This window comes from Paenibacillus sp. KN14-4R, from assembly GCF_052180255.1.
Classification (GTDB): domain Bacteria; phylum Bacillota; class Bacilli; order Paenibacillales; family NBRC-103111; genus Paenibacillus_AM.
This window is the reverse complement of sequence record NZ_CP197466.1, coordinates 2,809,502-2,824,835: the sequence shown is the minus strand read 5'-3', so window position 1 is coordinate 2,824,835 and position 15,334 is coordinate 2,809,502. Positions and strand designations below refer to the sequence as shown.

Annotated in this window: 19 protein-coding genes; 18 read left to right on the top strand and 1 reads right to left on the bottom strand. The window is 42.4% G+C overall.

The features are described 5' to 3' along the window. Positions 1 to 2 precede the first annotated feature (2 nt). The 17 genes from ACSBOP_RS13710 to ACSBOP_RS13630 all read left to right on the top strand — a co-directional run bounded on the left by ACSBOP_RS13710 (position 3) and on the right by ACSBOP_RS13630 (position 14,025). Positions 3 to 716 carry a phosphoribosylanthranilate isomerase gene (locus ACSBOP_RS13710; RefSeq protein ID WP_442601094.1) on the top strand — a complete coding sequence of 238 codons (714 nt, stop codon included), beginning with the start codon at positions 3 to 5 and terminating at the stop codon, positions 714 to 716. Next, on the top strand, positions 700 to 1,902 hold the full coding sequence (trpB, locus tag ACSBOP_RS13705; RefSeq protein WP_442601093.1) for a tryptophan synthase subunit beta: 1,203 nt from the start codon (positions 700 to 702) through the stop codon (positions 1,900 to 1,902). Before ACSBOP_RS13710 ends, trpB begins: the two co-directional genes overlap by 17 nt. Continuing rightward, a complete protein-coding gene (gene trpA, locus ACSBOP_RS13700; protein WP_442601092.1) occupies positions 1,899 to 2,720 on the top strand; it encodes a tryptophan synthase subunit alpha in 822 nt (273 codons plus the stop codon). The genes trpB and trpA overlap by 4 nt, the downstream gene beginning before the upstream one ends. Positions 2,721 to 2,757: 37 nt before the next feature. Next, positions 2,758 to 3,858, top strand: coding sequence for a histidinol-phosphate transaminase (gene hisC, locus ACSBOP_RS13695; RefSeq protein ID WP_442601091.1), 1,101 nt, complete (start codon positions 2,758 to 2,760; stop codon positions 3,856 to 3,858). 51 nt (positions 3,859 to 3,909) lie between these two features. After that, positions 3,910 to 4,998, top strand: coding sequence for a prephenate dehydrogenase (locus tag ACSBOP_RS13690; RefSeq protein WP_442601090.1), 1,089 nt, complete (start codon positions 3,910 to 3,912; stop codon positions 4,996 to 4,998). 494 nt (positions 4,999 to 5,492) lie between these two features. Then, on the top strand, positions 5,493 to 6,086 hold the full coding sequence (locus tag ACSBOP_RS13685; RefSeq protein ID WP_442601089.1) for an RNA polymerase sigma factor: 594 nt from the start codon (positions 5,493 to 5,495) through the stop codon (positions 6,084 to 6,086). Further along, positions 6,083 to 6,733 (top strand): anti-sigma factor family protein, encoded by a 651-nt coding sequence (locus tag ACSBOP_RS13680; protein ID WP_442601088.1) that lies wholly within the window; start codon positions 6,083 to 6,085, stop codon positions 6,731 to 6,733. Before ACSBOP_RS13685 ends, ACSBOP_RS13680 begins: the two co-directional genes overlap by 4 nt. A 49-nt stretch (positions 6,734 to 6,782) precedes the next feature. Next, positions 6,783 to 7,355: a histidine phosphatase family protein gene (locus ACSBOP_RS13675; RefSeq protein WP_442601087.1), complete on the top strand. Its 573-nt coding sequence runs from the start codon at positions 6,783 to 6,785 to the stop codon at positions 7,353 to 7,355. A 100-nt stretch (positions 7,356 to 7,455) separates the two neighbouring features. Then, positions 7,456 to 8,592 carry a hypothetical protein gene (locus tag ACSBOP_RS13670; protein ID WP_442601086.1) on the top strand — a complete coding sequence of 379 codons (1,137 nt, stop codon included), beginning with the start codon at positions 7,456 to 7,458 and terminating at the stop codon, positions 8,590 to 8,592. Between the two features lie 74 nt (positions 8,593 to 8,666). Then, on the top strand, positions 8,667 to 9,182 hold the full coding sequence (locus ACSBOP_RS13665; RefSeq protein WP_442601085.1) for a gamma carbonic anhydrase family protein: 516 nt from the start codon (positions 8,667 to 8,669) through the stop codon (positions 9,180 to 9,182). A gap of 51 nt (positions 9,183 to 9,233) precedes the next feature. Beyond that, the gene (locus ACSBOP_RS13660; protein WP_442601084.1) at positions 9,234 to 9,419 is read left to right on the top strand and encodes an IDEAL domain-containing protein; all 186 of its coding nucleotides are present in this window, start codon (positions 9,234 to 9,236) and stop codon (positions 9,417 to 9,419) included. A 160-nt stretch (positions 9,420 to 9,579) separates the two neighbouring features. After that, entirely contained in the window at positions 9,580 to 10,020 is a 441-nt protein-coding gene (locus ACSBOP_RS13655; protein WP_442601083.1) for a DUF2487 family protein, read from the top strand. Positions 10,021 to 10,228: 208 nt separating this feature from the next. Further along, the gene (locus ACSBOP_RS13650) at positions 10,229 to 10,774 is read left to right on the top strand and encodes a ubiquinol-cytochrome c reductase iron-sulfur subunit (RefSeq protein ID WP_442601082.1); all 546 of its coding nucleotides are present in this window, start codon (positions 10,229 to 10,231) and stop codon (positions 10,772 to 10,774) included. A 15-nt stretch (positions 10,775 to 10,789) separates the two neighbouring features. After that, the gene (gene qcrB, locus ACSBOP_RS13645) at positions 10,790 to 11,461 is read left to right on the top strand and encodes a menaquinol-cytochrome c reductase cytochrome b subunit (RefSeq protein WP_442601081.1); all 672 of its coding nucleotides are present in this window, start codon (positions 10,790 to 10,792) and stop codon (positions 11,459 to 11,461) included. Between the two features lie 18 nt (positions 11,462 to 11,479). After that, positions 11,480 to 12,352: a c-type cytochrome gene (locus ACSBOP_RS13640; protein WP_442601080.1), complete on the top strand. Its 873-nt coding sequence runs from the start codon at positions 11,480 to 11,482 to the stop codon at positions 12,350 to 12,352. Between the two features lie 157 nt (positions 12,353 to 12,509). Then, positions 12,510 to 13,085 (top strand): DUF1405 domain-containing protein, encoded by a 576-nt coding sequence (locus ACSBOP_RS13635; RefSeq protein WP_442601079.1) that lies wholly within the window; start codon positions 12,510 to 12,512, stop codon positions 13,083 to 13,085. 43 nt (positions 13,086 to 13,128) lie between these two features. After that, positions 13,129 to 14,025 carry a sporulation protein YpjB gene (locus ACSBOP_RS13630; RefSeq protein WP_442601078.1) on the top strand — a complete coding sequence of 299 codons (897 nt, stop codon included), beginning with the start codon at positions 13,129 to 13,131 and terminating at the stop codon, positions 14,023 to 14,025. Positions 14,026 to 14,028: 3 nt separating this feature from the next. On the opposite strand, the gene ACSBOP_RS13625 is transcribed toward ACSBOP_RS13630, so the two are convergent. After that, positions 14,029 to 14,898: a YitT family protein gene (locus ACSBOP_RS13625; protein WP_442601077.1), complete on the bottom strand. Its 870-nt coding sequence runs from the start codon at positions 14,896 to 14,898 to the stop codon at positions 14,029 to 14,031. Between the two features lie 86 nt (positions 14,899 to 14,984). Here ACSBOP_RS13625 and ACSBOP_RS13620 point away from each other — a divergent pair, with 86 nt between their 5' ends. Continuing rightward, positions 14,985 to 15,317, top strand: coding sequence for a nucleotide pyrophosphohydrolase (locus ACSBOP_RS13620; RefSeq protein WP_442601076.1), 333 nt, complete (start codon positions 14,985 to 14,987; stop codon positions 15,315 to 15,317). The last annotated feature ends 17 nt before the right edge of the window (positions 15,318 to 15,334 follow it).

The window sequence follows — 15,334 nt, the reverse complement described above, 5'->3', positions numbered from 1 at the left end:
GGATGAAACCGACAATTAAAATTTGTGGACTTCAGGGCGTTGAAGTGTTAAAATCAATCCAATCATTACCCATCGATCAAATCGGATTTGTCTTTGCACCAAGTAAGCGGCGTGTGACTACGGAGCAAGCAAGTGAGATGATTGCTTATCTGAATCACATAAAGGGGCAGAAAGATCGTAATCTGCCGATATCAGTGGGCGTGTTTGTTAATCCGACTGAAGAGGAGCTAACTCAAGTTCTTGAACACGCAGCGCTTGATGTTGTTCAGCTGCATGGTGATGAATCGCCACAATTTTGTGAATGGGTGAAAAAGAAGTTCGGGGTGCAAGTATATAAAGTGATTTCGATCCGAGGCGAGCATATTGACGTGAATGTTGATGCTTCTTGGTTCGATGAAATACGTACAAGACTAGAATGCTACCAGGATGTGATTGACGCTATATTGCTCGATACACATGATCCTGTTTATGGTGGAGGTTCGGGCAGGGCCTTTCACTGGGAACTCATCCCCCAATATGCGGAGTGGGCAAAGCAAGCTGAAATTAAGCTAATCGTAGCAGGAGGCCTGCATCCAGACAATGTACGGAAATTGGTGGATGCTTATGAAGTAGATGGAATCGACGTATCAAGTGGAGTAGAGACTAATGGACGGAAAGATATAGAGAAAATAAAAGACTTTGTGGAGAGGTTGAAGCGAGATGACTACAGTTCCTGATGAACATGGACGTTTTGGGAAATTCGGTGGGAAATACGTTCCTGAAACATTAATGAATGCCTTAAATGAGCTGGAAGAAGCATACCGAAAGTTTGCGGTAGAGCCTGATTTTATCGCAGAGGTTAATGAATTATTAAAAGAATACTCCGGAAGACCGACATCGTTATATCATGCTAAGCGTCTGAGTGAACAACTTGGTGGGGCTAAAATTTACTTAAAGCGTGAAGATTTAAATCATACGGGTGCCCACAAAATTAATAATACGATTGGCCAAGCTGTTTTAGCCAAAAGAATGGGCAAGAAAAAAGTCATTGCGGAGACTGGAGCGGGACAGCATGGTGTTGCGACAGCAACGGTTGCTGCTTTATTAGGATTGGAATGCAAGGTGTTTATGGGTGAGGAGGATATGCAAAGACAAGAACTTAACGTCTTTCGTATGAGACTCCTTGGCGCAGAAGTAGTCCCTGTTACAAGTGGCTCTCGCACACTTAAGGATGCAGGGAATGAAACACTTCGATACTGGGTCAGTCATGTACATGACACGTTCTATATTCTAGGTTCTGCTGTAGGTCCTCATCCTTACCCAATGATGGTCCGTGACTTCCAACGCGTCATTGGTGACGAGACGAGAGTTCAAATTTTGCAAAAAGAGGGACGCTTGCCAGATGCCGTTATGGCCTGTGTTGGCGGAGGATCGAATGCTATTGGCATGTTCTATCCGTTCATTAAGGATCAAAGTGTCCGGTTAATCGGTGTTGAAGCTGCAGGTAAAGGGATTGACACAGAAGAACATGCTGCGACGATTACCAAAGGAACTCACGGTGTATTTCAAGGCTCGATGAGCTATTTATTGCAGGATGAATATGGTCAGGTCAAAATTGCACATTCGATCTCAGCAGGACTTGATTATCCAGGGATTGGGCCTGAACATGCTTATCTAAAAGATACGGCTCGCGCTGAATATGTACCGATCTCAGATGCGGAAGCCTTGGATGCACTTCAATTGTTATCTCGGACAGAAGGTATCATTCCAGCTCTGGAAAGTGCCCATGCCATTGCGTACTTGATTAAAGTGGCACCAACGATGTCGAAGGATGAACTTATTATAGTAAATCTTTCTGGTCGCGGTGACAAAGACGTTGCAGCCATTATGAGTTATCTTGCGGAAGGGGGCGAAGGGGTATGAGTTTAAATAATCGTATTGACACCGTATTCGCCGCACTCAAGGAGCAAAACCGAAGCGCACTTATCCCATTTTTAACAATTGGTGATCCTTCTGCCGCTCATTCGGTTGAAATTATTCATGAATTGGAGAAGGCGGGAGCCGATCTTGTGGAGCTAGGTGTTCCATACTCTGATCCGCTTGCAGATGGACCAGTCATTCAGGCATCGTCTGAGCGAGCTTTGAAAAACGGCGTCACACTCTACGATTGTCTAGATGTTGCGAAGCAAGCAAGGCAAGAGGGATCTAAGATGCCCTTTATCCTTTTCACCTATTTCAATCCTGTTCTTCAACTTGGTTTAGAGCTGATATTCAAACGTATGCAGGAGAGCGATATTTCGGGCATTATCATTCCAGATCTGCCTTACGAGGAAGCGGCAGAAGTGAAAGCAGTTGCGAAGAAGCATGAGATTCATCTCATTCCGCTTGTGGCACCTACTTCGAAAGATCGTATTGCCAAAATTGCAGGTGATGCTTCTGGTTTTATTTATTGTGTTTCATCTTTAGGTGTAACAGGTGCTCGTTCTGAATTTCATAGTGGTATTCATGAATTTCTAGCAAGTGTCCGCAGTGCGACGAATTTACCAATTGCAATAGGTTTTGGGATCAGTTCACGAGAACATGTTGCCATGTTTGAGAAGGTTTGTGAAGGAGTTGTCGTAGGCAGTGCGCTCGTACGCCAAATCGGTGAATTAGGTGCTGGTCTTCAGTCTGATGATCCGCAAGTCAAAGCTGACCATCTCTTGCAAATTCGAAAATTTGTGGCACAATTAAAACAATAATTTTTCAAGAAAATGAACTTTAGACGAGGTGATGATCGTGCAACCGAAATCCAACATTGTACATCTTCCAGTATATAAACCTGGAAAATCAACAGATGAAGTTAGACGAGAATTGGGACTTAGTGAAATTACGAAATTAGCTTCCAATGAGAACCCTTTTGGCTCTTCACCGAAGGTGATGGATGCTATAGCTGCAGAATTAAGTCAGCTATCACTCTATCCAGATGGTGCTGCAGTCGTATTAACAGAAGCTGTTGCTGAGCATTATGGCGTAGATACGAATCAGATTATTTTTGGTGCAGGTTCCGATGAAATCATTCTGATGCTTGCACGTGCTTTCTTAGTGCCAGGTGATGAGACGATTATGGCGACGACAACATTCCCTCAATACAAACATAATGTTGAAATTGAAAATGCGGTAAGTGTCGAAGTTCCGCATATTAATGGTAAACATGATCTTCCAGGTATGTTAGCTCGGGTGAATGACAAAACGAAGATTGTCTGGATCTGTAATCCGAATAACCCAACAGGCACAATGGTTACGCATGATGAGGTTGAAGCCTTTATGAAAGCTGTTCCAAGCCATGTTCTTGTCGTTTTAGATGAGGCTTACTGTGAATATGATACGAGCGGGCAATATCCACGCAGCTTTGAATTGCTATCCGCATATAAGAACTTAATCTTACTGCGTACGTTCTCTAAAGTGTATGGTCTTGCTTCTTTACGTATCGGTTACGGTATTGGTCATCCGGATGTCATTCATACAATCAATCAAGTGCGTGAGCCATTTAACACGACACGCATTGCGCAGGCAGCTGCACTTGCAGCGATTAAGGACCAAGCGTTTGTTGCAAAGTGTCGAGAAGATAACGCAGTTGGATGTCAATATTTACAGGGTGAATTCAAGCGTCTAGGATTAGTTGCTTTCCCTGCTCATGGTAACTTTATTATGGTGGATGTGAAACGCCCTGGTGTAGATGTGTTCCAAGCCTTGATGCGCAAAGGATTCATTGTGCGTTTTGATCCACAGTGGGGAATGTCGAATCATATTCGGATTACGATTGGTTCGCAGGAACAAAATAAGAAATTAGCTCATGCTCTTGAAGAAGTACTTGCAGACATAGCAGTGCAAGCCTAATTCTTAGGTGTCTGATTCGGAGTAAATTCATGTAATAGAAGGTTGAATGCCATGACGAGAATAGCTATTTTTGGCGTGGGTCTGATCGGTGGATCACTTGCGCTTTGTTTAAAGGGGAAGCCAGGTCATACAATTGTCGGGCATTCACCAACTAGAGAGTCAGTTGAAAAGATGCTTCAGCTTCAAGTCGTGGATGTTGCGACAACCTCGATGTATGAAGCTGCAGTTGATGCAGATGTTATTTTTATTTGTGTACCGGTCTCCTTATTAGGTACCTACCTGGAGGAGCTTTCAAAGCTTCCGCTTAAAGAGGGTTGTATCATTACAGATGTTGGATCGACGAAGGGCTCTGTTGCAGAGTGTGCGAAGCACTTGAACTTGGAGCATGTGCATTTTATTGGAGGCCATCCAATGGCGGGATCAGAACGATCAGGTATTGAAGCCGCATCGTCTCATCTGTTTGAAAATGCTTTTTACGTGCTATGCCCAAGTGAAGGTACTCCCAAGTCAATAGTTGATGAGTTAACTTCCTTATTGCATTGGACGAAGGCCCAGGTCATTCAAGTTGATCCACAAGAGCATGATGAAATTGTGGGAGCGATCTCGCATTTGCCGCATATTATTGCGGTCGCACTTGTTAATCAGGTCTGTGACTATAACGAATCGAATTCTCTTTATAAGCTTTTAGCTGCAGGTGGTTTCCGTGATATTACCCGGATCGCATCTTCTGAACCTATGATTTGGCGGGATATTTTGATTAATAATCGAGCGATCTTGCTTAAGCTGTTAGGAGATTGGAATGTACAGGTCGATCAGTTCATTCAGTTGCTTCAAAATGAAAATGCAGAGGGGATAGCTGCTCAGTTCCAAAAGGCAAATGACTTCCGACGCACGGTTCCAGATCGACGTAAAGGTATGATCGCTTCGCGATATGACATTTATGTCGATATTCCGGATCATCCAGGTATAATTGGCTCAATTGCAACGCAACTTGGTCAACATGAGATCAACCTTAGTAATCTGCAGATTTTTGAAAGTCGTGATTATGTACCAGGTATTCTTCGCTTGTCTTTTCGGAATCAGGAAGATGCAGACCGTGCAACAGAGTTGTTGCAAGATCAGTTTGCGATCCATGTATAGCGAGTATAAAATAAGAGGCTTTATCGCCAGCTGATGCTGTGGGATAAAGCCTTTTTATATTTTATAAGAATAATTTCTTATAAAAGCAAGCGTTTTCAAAATAATCGTTGACAGAATGTAAACGTATACATATAATAAAAGTACAGTATGGTTTCTCTCCACTCCTATCCGATAATTGCACAATGTGCGGCCGCCTGAATTACTCAGGTGGTTTTTTTTTGCGTCATCATTTGAAAAGATCAACCATATACTGACTCGAACTGGAATTAGATTCATAATTACCATATAAAATACAATTATGTCTATTTATATCGTTTTTTTGTCGAATAAGCAGGGATTTCAGTCTTTTAGCAGAATTAGACAATGATGGCCGCTTTAATTATCAGAAATAATAAATTATTTTTAATCAGATTCAATGCGCAACTTTCTCCTCATGATGTCGTAAAACATGTTGAGGAGCTGGGGCATGATGAAAGAGTAGGAGGACCGGCGTCATGATTGACTCCCAGTTGATTCGTGAAATTAAAGATGGCAATAGCGAAGCATATGGTGAATTAATGCGTCGTTATGAACGTAAATTATTGTCCTTCATCTATCATATGGTCCGAACAGCTGGTCTTGAAGCGATGGCTGAGGATTTGTGTAATGAAACTTTTTATAAGGCTTATCGCAGCTTGCATTCATTTAGAGAAGTTGAAGCTTCATTTTCAACTTGGTTATATACAATTGCTCGAAATACGGTTTTAAGTGAAATGAGGAAACATAAAGCCATCGCTTGTTCATTGGAAGAGGGTGTAGTGGTTCCACATGCACCGATTGATTCTCATCCCGAACATGCACTCATTCGTAATGAACGAGTTATCAAAGTAAGAGAAGCGATTAATGCATTACCTGAGAAGCAGCGCTCCGCTCTTATTTTGAGAGAATATGATGGTAAAGATTATCAAGAAATTGCGAATATTTTGGGGCAAACGGTTAGTTCAGTCAAGTCCTTGTTATTTCGTGCTCGAGCGAGCGTAAAAGTTCAATTGGAGCCCTACTTTCTGGAATCTGCTTATGAGGACTATGAAGGGATGAATTCAAGATGAGATGTGATGAAATCAGAGAACGATTTGGCGTTTATTGGGATTTGCCAAAGGATGATCTGCAGCGCAAAGAAGTTGATCAACATGTGCTCACTTGTGAGGATTGCGCGGAAGAATTTCAAATTTGGAGTGAGAGTACGTTATTAATTCGATCTGCGGTCGATGAATCGTCGGAACATCTATCTTCTTTTTCTATGGGTCATGAAGGGGGCTCTATTTCCTCCAAAGTAATGAAACGTATTTATGAGGATGAATCATGGCGATTGCCGATCCCAGAGCGGATGTATGCTTTCTCACGTAGAATGCGAACTAACTTCCTAGTCGTAATCTCATTTTGTATTCTTTTGTTTCTAGGTTCATTTTTGTTCGCGATGGTGTATGATATAGCTGGTGTAAGGGCAGCTTCAGAGGAAAATTCGATTTATTCCATACAGGCTCCACAGGCACTAGACGTAGAAGGAGGATACAAAGCCATTAGCAAAAAAGCTATGAACACAGCTGTTGCTAATGTATCTTCGTCCTTTGTTGAGCCCGTTCGCTTTCAAGTAGGGCCGATTGAATCCTACCCGGATTACTTACTTGTTTTATCGCTTTTAGGATTTATTAGTATGATTCTAATTCTGAATTGGTTTATGCGAATTAAAACGTAACAAAATACTCGACAGAGATGACAGGGTTCCCTTGTTTTAGGAGGAGATTATGACTACATTTGGGCTTGTGAGACACGGGAGTACAGAGTGGAATAAGCTTGGTAAATTGCAAGGACAGTTAGATACACATTTGACAGACGAAGGTAAAGAGCAAGCTAGATTATTAGGTAGTAAATTAAAGCACAGTGATTGGGATTATATCGTTTGTAGTGATCTAATGCGCGCACATGAGACAGCAGAGATTGTTTCCAAAGAATCAGGTATCCCCTTATACGGAACGGATGTCCATTTAAGGGAAAGAAGCTTTGGACAACTGGAAGGTACGACGTTAAATGAGCGCATCGAGCGCTGGGGAGAAGAATGGCGATCTCTTGAACTTGGTGTGGAACGAGATGAGGACGTGTTTGCACGCTGGTCTGAGTTCGCGAACGAATGGATGAAGAATAAACCGAACTCCCGGGTACTTGTAATCTCCCACGGTTCTTACATCGGTCAAGTATTACGATCCCTTGATTTAGAAGAGGAATATGGCTATATCACCAACACCTCATTAACCATCATTCATCGGATTTCGGATTATTGGTCTTGCTCCTTATATTCATGCACAAAGCACTTAGATTAAGTGCTTTTTTTTATGCCAGGAATATTTTTCTAAAATAATCCAATAATGGATACTAAAACTTGGTGCTTACTCGCCATTACTCGAAGCCGGAGGATACGGGATGAATCTAGCCGATATACTGACATACGCGGACATACAAGATCTGAATCGAATTGCTTCTACTTACGAGTGTGAGTGTAACTCACATTCCAAGAATGAATTGATCCAATCAATTCTCAGTACCGTTAATCGGAAAGAGGTATTTGAACAGCAAATCGCAGATTTAAGTCTTGAGGATATTCGGTTTCTAAATTCGCTCCTCTTTGATACCCGAGCCTTATTCTCATTAGAAGAGTTAATGGCACGTGCGCAGCAAGCTAAGTTTGAGAAAGAATCGCAAGAAAGCTTTAGCCCGAGAGATTTAATTACGAGGTTTAAAAAGCTAGGATGGTTATTTCACGGGTATTCCCCACAGACCAAATACTTATTTCAGGTGCCAAGTGATCTGAAGAAACGATTCTGTGATGTGCTAAACCGCAAGTTTCAAGAGCGACTTCTGCTTTCTGATGATCCGGTTGTATATCGGGAAGAACATCGTCTTGTGCTGGATGACATTCACAATTTTCTGAAGTTCGTTCAGTCCAATGATGTCACACTAGCAGCAGATGGATTTATGTACAAACGTACCTTATCTGCCCTTCTAGAAGAGATGACAGTGCGTGAGGCATTGGTCGTCAAAGGGGGGTGGCGCTTCGGTTATGGAAGGATGTTCAAAGAGTATCCCAGTCGATTCTCACTCATCTACGATTATTGTTATTTTCACAAGCTCATACGAGAATCCGAAGGGAAACTCCAGCTTACAGAGCTTGGCGAGCAGCGCATCCATACGAATCAGAGTGAATCAGTACAAGAGGTATACAAGTTCTGGTTGAGGCTGTACAAGGGTCCGATTCCGAATTTAGAGGCACTTGTACATTGGATTGATCGGCTAGCCAAGGAATGGGTCGATGTTGCATCGCTGAAAGAAACGTTGTGTCCGCTCATTCGTCCCTTTTACTATGACAATGCAGAGTCTATTTTTGACCTTCGATTAATCCAAATGATGATGCACCTGGGGCTTTTATCAATTGGCGAAACCGGGTTGGGCAAGCAAGTCGTTCGTGTCACACGAATAGGTAGTATGACGATTCGAGGCATACAGGTGAATGAGGATGAGATCATTATTTTGCCTAAAGGCTTGTATGAATCAATTGACTAGGGACCACAAGCTTCCTAATATGAAAAGAAGGCAGAGTACGGCCAACTTTTTATGAGTAGAGGAGTGAGTCCTTCGTGTTATATCCATATCAGCAAAAGAAACCCCAGATTGCCCCTCATATTTGGATCGCACCTGGTGTTCAGATTATTGGAGATGTGACGATTGGCGAGGAATCTTCGATTTGGTACAACACCGTATTACGAGGTGATCTGGCACCCATTCGAATTGGAAGACGCAGTAATATTCAAGACGGATGCATCGGGCATGTGAATGCGAATCAGCCATTGTGGGTTGATGATGATGTATCTGTTGGGCATGGGGCAATCATCCATGGATGCTCGATAGGTAAAGGCACATTAATTGGGATGGGGGCTATTGTACTAAACGGTGCGCAAGTTAGTGAATATGCTTTAGTAGGAGCAGGATCGCTTGTTACTGAGAATACAATCATACCGGCATTTACCTTGGCAGTAGGAACTCCAGCTCGTGTGATCCGAGAGTTAACGGAAGAGGATCTCGCGAGAATGAAGCGGACAACAGAGAGTTATGTGGTAAAGGGAAGAGAGTATTTGCAGGAACAGACGTATTGAACATCTACAATTGCTGCTAACGAAAAGCGTGAACAATGCTTGGAGGTAGGTATGATGGGAAAAATGAATGTTTCCAATGAGGTATTGCTAAGTCTGTTTGCGGAAATGGTATGGGATGAATCCATTCGAAAGTATAGACAAGAGCATCTCTATAAAGCCATAGATAGCGCGTTAGCTGATGGAGACGAAGCTTCCTTCCTAGTTCTCACCACAGAACTTAAATCCTTGCAATACTAGGCTTATGCAGCATTCGCTCCATGCGATACACATACCAAAAGGAGGCGTATGAACGTTACATATGCCTTTTTTTTGTTGGTGGCCTTTAGTAAAACCGTTTCTCCTTGACTTCCTCTTCAATGCATCTTAAAGTAGCCAGTAAGATGAGGAGTGAAGAAGAATGAAATTTAGTGATGTAGAGTCAGCCAAATGGGAGGAATTAAAGCCCTATCTGGATACCTGTCTTTTGCCTATAACTGGACTTAGTGGTTTAGAATCACCTTGGCAAGCAACGGAGCAGCTTGAATTGCTTCGCGATGCAATGGATTGTATTGAAATTCCTTTTCGTGGAAGAGTAATTACATACCCAGCATTGCACTACATATTACATGAAGGCAAAGCGCAGATTGAGCGAGCAGTGGACGAGCTGTGTAAGAGGCTGAAGAAGGAATCTTTTCAGTATGTCATCGTCATCACAACACAGCCTTTATATGAAGAGTTGCAGCTTGAACAAGCAGATTTATTTTTATATGTTAATGAAGCAGAATTAAAGGAAAGTCCAGATCTTATTAATGAGAAAATTTTGAAAACGGTTCAAAGAATGTGGACTGCAATGAACTAAATCACAGATGTGACAATTCGGTTAAATTTACTGAATAGTTCCGAAACCGCGTCAATATCAAAGCTTGACATTATTGACGACCCAAAAGTCGTAGATTATTATTATAATGTCCTAGTTTATGAAGTGTAATATGAGGTCGAACGAGACGTAGAATATGAAAAGGTTAGTCACCTTACACGAGCAAATGTTTAGGGGGGAAAACGACACAATGGTTGAGCACAACAATCACAATGACGAGCAGGAAGATAAGAAACCCGTAAGACGCGAAGTGTCCCGTCGGCAGTTTCTTACCTATACGCTAGGTGGCGCAACCGCTTTTATGGCCGCAGGTGTAGTCATACCGATGCTTCGTTTTGCGGTAGATCCTGTATTAAAGCCTAAAGCAAAAGCAACATGGGTAAAAGTCGTTGAGGAAGCGAAAGTAGGACCAGAACCGAAAGCGTTTAAATTCTCAATGCACCAGGTTGATGGATGGTACGAAAGTGATCCTGAATTCGAAGCTTGGGTTTCCAAGGATAAGGATGGAAAGATCTTTGCACTTAATCCAACTTGTAAGCACTTAGGCTGCATGGTTACTTTTAATGGTAATCCAGAATTGAAAGATCAGTATTCATGCCCTTGTCATGGTGCGCATTACACAATTGATGGTAAACAGCTTGCAGTTGCTTCGGCACCGCTTGATGAGTATACGGTCAAAATTGAAAACGGATTTGTATATGTTGGCGAGCTGCATGCCAATTCAAGAGTGAAATAGGGAGGCGTTTAATCAGTGTTTAAGAATGTATACAACTGGATTGATGAACGTCTTGACATCACGCCAATGTGGAGAGATGTTGCCGATCATGAGGTTCCTGAACATGTGAACCCGGCCCATCATTTCTCAGCTTTTGTTTATTGCTTTGGCGGCTTGACGTTCTTTATTACGGCCATTCAAATTTTGTCTGGTATGTTTCTGGCTATGTACTATACGCCAGATGTTATCAACGCGTATGCGAGTGTCGATTACATTCAGCACGAAGTAGCATTCGGTGTTATTGTTCGTGGTATGCACCACTGGGGTGCAAGCTTAGTAATCGTAATGATGTTTTTACATACTCTACGGGTATTCTTCACCGGCTCGTATAAAGCTCCTCGTGAGATGAACTGGGTTGTTGGTATGCTTATTTTCATGGTTATGCTTGGACTTGGTTTTACGGGGTACTTGCTTCCTTGGGATAACAAAGCGTATTTCGCAACACAGGTTGGTGTTAAAATCGCAGCTTCAGTACCATTTCTAGGATCATACATCCAGACATTCCTGCAAGGTGGAGATATTCTTGGTGCTCAAACGTTAACTCGTTTCTTCGCACTTCATGTATTCTTCTTACCAGCAGTTCTACTTGCTTTGCTTGCCGGACATTTCTTTATGATTCGTAAGCAAGGTATTTCTGGACCTCTATAAGAGAAAGGAGTGACTAAGATGGCACATGGCCCTAAATCTAACGAAAAAATCGTTTATGTCGGGGATTCCCGTATTCGTAAAAGCAAAGGCTTTATAACACCACCTGATTACACATCATATCCGGGTAAGTCGGAAGCATTTATTCCGAATTTTCTTTTAAAAGAGTGGATGGTTGCAGTCGTTGCATTAGTCGGAGTACTTTGCTTGGTAATGTCCGATCCGGCACCACTAGGCTATCCAGCTAACCCGACAGCTACTGTTATTCCGATGCCAGACTGGTACTTCCTATTTATGTATCAATTGTTGAAATACCCGTATGCGTCTGGTGATTTCGTAGTGGTAGGTACGATGCTTGTTCCAGGTATTATGTTTGGTGCACTTATGCTTGCACCGTTCCTTGATACGGGCAAAGAGCGTCGCTTCTATAGAAGACCTATTGCATCTTCCATTATGCTCGTGACTCTTGCAGCCGTTACTTATTTGACGGTATTCTCTTGGCACCACTATCAGCTTGAATTGAAGGAAAAAGGTATTGTTCCTGAACATATCAAGCGTGAAGAAGAACTTAATGCGGCTAAAGCGTCTGCTGGTGGCGGCAATAAAACAGAAGCACCTAAGAAATTGGCAATCGTAGCGAAGGATGATCCAGGATATGAAGTATTCCAAAAATCTTCTTGTATCGCTTGCCATGGTGGAGATTTGAAAGGTAAATCCGGTCCTCCATTACTTGGTGTCGGTGATAAGCATTCGAAAGATGAAATCATGAAGATTGTTAAAGAAGGTACTCCAAGCGGCGGAATGCCAGCACAGTACGATGCTAACAAACAAAAAGGTTTGTCTGATGCGGACATTGACAAGATGGTTACATGGTTGGCCTTGCAAAAAAAATAATCACACGATAACAAAAACCTGACTGTAGGACGATACGGTCAGGTTTTTTTACAGGGATATACAATTGATCAGGTGATTGGAGCTGACAGACTTGCAAGTGTTTTTGGTTTGGAGCAGAGCTTTGTTTATGACCCGTTCGATGCTGTGGATGGTATTCATGATCAATTTGATAGGCACCGTCTATGGTTACTATTGGTACTGGTGGCAGCTTGTTGATACCGCCGCGACTAAGCCTTTATGGTATTTGCCATTTGTACCGGATTCACCGACGGCGAGCTTGTTTTACACGCTTAGCTTACTTTATCTCCTATTTCCTGCAGCATCACCGCAAGCAGGTATTTGGCGCGTGGTGCGAGGATTTATTGAAGCGTTTGCAATTATTACTTCTGTTAAATACGGAATATGGGCAGTATCGATGATTTTCGCAAGCGCATGGCTGGGAGATACGCTGGAGTGGCAATCCTGGATGTTGATTGTGTCCCATCTTGGTATGGTATTCGAGGTACTGTTATACGGGGTGTTCTATCGTTATGGAATCGGTGCTGTCATCTGCGTGGCCATTTGGACATTGTGGAATGATTATATGGACTATCACGAGGGGATTTTCCCAGGTTTATCAAGAGTATTGCTCGATCATCTGGGTATGATTGAGAAGTTTACAATCAGTTTAAGTATATGTAGCATCATTCTAGCGATCGCTTACATTCAAATACGTAAACGAATGAAGGTCTAAAACGGGACAGCCCTCCATACACTGTTGTGAGGAGGGAATGTCCATGTTTTTTTTGCAGCGAAAAATACGTACAGTCTGTTGTTGTTTCATGATGTTAGTTGGATTATTTGGTGTTTGGGGCAATGCCATAGCCTTAGAGGCACCTTCAAAGGATAAATCTGAAGTGAATCGTACACGGGGGACAGAAGCTCAGCAGAGCAATCTCACGAAGTTAAATAAGTTAAGCGATACGATGTACCAAAAAGCAGAGCAAGGAGATCCGCTTGCGACTTTGCAAGATTTACGGGCCATGCAGGGGTTACTCGTGCAAGTTCCGTTAAAAGAAATGACGACCCCAGAAGGCATCGATGCTCTAATCCAGACAATTGATCATGCGATAAATGTGTTCAGTATGTTTCGATTTCAACCGGAAAGTGGGATAGAAGCAGCGGCACAGGTGCGCTATGCGACAGATGCTTTAACACATAAGCTCCATCCGTTGTGGAATGAAGCTTATGGTGCTATTGTGGATGATTTAAGAGTGCTTTACTCGAGTGTGAAGGCAGACAGAAGAACAGAAGCGGAAACTGCTTTTTCAAATCTAACCAAGCATTACTTGCGAATACAGCCAGCTATCATTCTCTCAAAAAAATCCGAAGCGTTAAAGCCTGTTCAATCTCTTCTTACAATGATCAAAGCGCAGCTGCGCCTGAATCCATATGAAATGATGGAACTGAGCATGAACATTGAAAATCTGCGTAAAGAGACGAACATCTTATTTAAGCGTGAAGATCAAGAAACACTTGCACCGATCTATGTTCCAGAGCAGCCCATTTTGTGGACATTACTTCTGGGCTCGATCATATTACTCACACTTGCTTACGCGGCAGTACGAATGTATCAATCGCAGCAAACGACGATAAAAACGCGTAAAAAGAGCGGGGACAGAGGCTGGGAATAAGATTTACTCCATCTTGAACCCTTCACCAAGCACATCGTGAACATTGCTAATGATAATGAAGGCTCGAGGATCAATAGCTCGGACAATTTCATTTAAAGCACGTATTTCTGAACGAGACACGACACAGTATACGACTTTTTTATCTTCTTTGGAATAAGCACCTTGCGCATGGAACAAAGTAACGCCACGTTCCATCTGTGAGGTGATTTGCTGTGCAATGGCATCGGAATGTGTAGTAACAATGGTGAATGCCTTGGCCTCATACGCGCCCTCAATGATGTAATCAATGACGCGTGAAGCGATAAATACGGTTACAAGGGTATAAAGTACTTTGTCTAAGGTTATGTAGAAGAGAGAAGATCCGATAATGATAACATCAGATGTGAAAATGAACTGACCTACGCTTCGACCGCCTTTTTTACTATATATACGGGCTAGTATATCCACTCCGCCAGTTGTACCACCAAAGCGAAATACGATACCAAGTCCCGTTCCAATCGTAACCCCGGCATACAAAGCGGCTAAAATATAGTCATGCTCGGTATAAAAGGGTGTAAGCCAACCATGCCCGATTAGGACCTCCATAATCCATAAGAAGAAGGATAATGATATCGTACCGTAAATGGTATAGTACATGGCGTTGCGTCCAAGATATCTCCAACCTATAACGAATAATGGAATGTTGAGTAGTAAGGAAGTAATAGAGGGACGGAAATCGAAAATATAATTGAGTAAGATGGCGATACCGGTTACTCCACCCTCCATCAATTTATTGGGAATAACGAAGAAATGCAGACCAAATGCAAAGATAGCCGTACCTAGAGAGATCGGTATAAGATTGCGAAGTCTTGAAAATAAAGGTGCCTGAGTCAACAGTTGTCCTCCTCGATAAATGATTTGTCAACCTTTCATCTTTCAGTTAACATAAAGGGTAGAAAGTTGTAAAGGAAGGGTGAAATATGGCGCAACGAACACTCCAAGATATGCAAACAGAAGTACATCAATATATTTCCCAATACAAGGAAGGTTATTTCTCGCCACTCGCGATGTTAGCTCGAATGTCTGAAGAAGTGGGTGAACTAGCTCGTGAGGTGAATCACGAATTTGGTGAAAAGCCGAAAAAAACGACTGAAGAAGCAAATTCCATTGAATTGGAATTAGGAGATATATTATTTATTACGATCTGCTTTGCAAACTCGCTAGGTATTGATTTAACAGAGGCACATGATAAAGTGATGCATAAGTTCAGTACCCGTGATGCGAATCGTTGGACAAAAAAGGGAACCGAGTAGAAGACCGCTACATATGA